Origin of the sequence: Streptomyces sp. NPDC006208 (assembly GCF_040613775.1) — a bacterium.
Lineage (GTDB): Bacteria > Actinomycetota > Actinomycetes > Streptomycetales > Streptomycetaceae > Streptomyces.
Genome location: NZ_JBEXSW010000129.1, coordinates 1 through 1,738 on the forward strand (window position 1 = coordinate 1; position 1,738 = coordinate 1,738).

The following is a 1,738-nucleotide window of genomic DNA, read 5'->3' on the forward strand; positions in this document are numbered from 1 at the left end:
CGTCCATTGGGAGCGGTCACCGTGATCGCGGGGAGCGGTTTCTGCAACTCCATGCCCGAGGCCAGCGCGATCGGCTCATGCCGCTGGCCGTGAGGGGTCGTTCGCGCCAGGCGAGCGCATCTTCAACGAGAGCCGCAAAACCGACCGCTTCTGGATCATCCACACCGGCAACCGGGGGCCGAGGCCAGCAGCCCGGTGCGTGCCCACGAGTTCGATACGCCGGCAGTCCACGAGCTGCGCAAGAAGGACCCGGAGCTGGACCACGCCTTGTCCACCCTTGTCACCGGTGTGATCGCGCACCGGCTCATGACAACGCGCACGCGGTCGCTCAACCTCTACGCGACCCACAGTGCGGGCCAGGTCCCCTGACGAGGCGAGAGGAGGTGTCTGAAGTGCCTGAGACTTCACACATCGTGAGCGATGTGATGACCCTGACGGTGGTGGCCGTCGGGCGCGCAGTGGGCGGACGACGGGTGCTCGTCGGCCGTGGAGACCGGCTGCACCTCCCGGGCGGTCAGGGCTCACTGATCGGCCGGACTGATGCGGCGGCCGGTGAGGCGCGTGGGCTGGATCAGCACCCACATATCGCGATCACCTCCCGCCCATGGCCTGGTATGAGCACGATCGGCCAGCCGCCGCACGGCGTCGGGCTCCGTGACAACCCGCGCAGGGCCGACGACGAGCACACTCCAGCCCTGGCTTGTCGCCTCGTCCACATGGTCGACCTCGAAGGCGACGTCCCTTCCTACCGCCGCGGCAGGCACTGAGTCGGGCGCGGTGCGAAAGGCGACCGTGTCGTCGATGACCTCGTAGTTCACCGGAACGACCGCCGGGCCATCGGATGTCGACACCGCCACGCGGCCCAGGCCGTGCGTGGAAAGCCGGGCGCGGCATTCATCAGGGCCGAGGTCCCGCAGCTGAGGGTGGAGGAGCGCCTGGCCTTGGCCGGGCGGCAGATCGATGCCGCCCCCGCGCAGGGCTGCGACGCTGGTGCCCAGCGCGTCGGCCAGTCTGATGAGAGTTCCCAGGCTCGGGTCGGCCTGCCGTTCTTCGAGGTACGCCAGGTAGTCCGGCGCCATTCTGGCGCGTAGGGCTGTTTCCGTCCGGGTCAGCCCCTGTCGCTTGCGCTCGCTGGCCACCCGCCGGCCGATGTCACCAGGATTGGGTGGCCCCTGCAGCGGGGTCGTGTCGAACACGGCATCCGCCTCATCCCGGCCCGGCGAGGAAGACTCGCGGGTCCCCGGCTCGTGCTCGACGCATCGGATATGTGCGTCAGGCCCGGGGAACACCAGCGTCACCTCGTCCGTATCCGACCAGCGCACGTCGTAGGGAGGTGTTCCATCCGCATGGTGGAGTCCGACAATCTCGCCGTCGCGCCTGGTAGCGCCGGTCGTCGTGCTTTCGATGACGAGTTGATCGCCGAGGTGAGCTCGCATGATCGCCGCCATTTCTTCACAATGATTCTCTACCCAACGTGCCACGAGCGGCGTGCCGCTGCACGGGAGAGAGACCCTGATCAAGAGAGCGATCGAGCCTGTTCCGGGACCACCTAACCCGGAACAGGCCCGCAGCTCACCCGTGCGACGGATCCCTGACCCGCTGGCCGGGTGACGACGACTGGCTGTCACGCCCCGGAAGGGAGAGGCGACATGCACCACCGCACGGTCGCAGAGCTCATGACCCGGCACGTCGTACGGGCGCGACGCGACATGCCGTTCAAGGAGATCGTCAAGCTGCT

Annotated in this window: 2 protein-coding genes and 1 pseudogene; 2 read left to right on the forward strand and 1 reads right to left on the reverse strand. The window is 68.1% G+C overall.

The window, feature by feature from the left end:
• Positions 1-195: 195 nt before the first annotated feature.
• Positions 196-369, forward strand: coding sequence for a hypothetical protein (locus ABZ208_RS38995; protein ID WP_356914184.1), 174 nt, complete (start codon positions 196-198; stop codon positions 367-369).
• 152 nt (positions 370-521) lie between these two features.
• Here ABZ208_RS38995 and ABZ208_RS39000 read toward each other — a convergent pair whose 3' ends face one another.
• A complete protein-coding gene (locus ABZ208_RS39000) occupies positions 522-1,436 on the reverse strand; it encodes a DUF1918 domain-containing protein (protein ID WP_356914185.1) in 915 nt (304 codons plus the stop codon).
• A 213-nt stretch (positions 1,437-1,649) separates the two neighbouring features.
• Between ABZ208_RS39000 and ABZ208_RS39005 the strand changes: the two are divergent.
• A pseudogene (locus ABZ208_RS39005) lies at positions 1,650-1,738 on the forward strand (inosine-5'-monophosphate dehydrogenase); the annotation flags it as partial.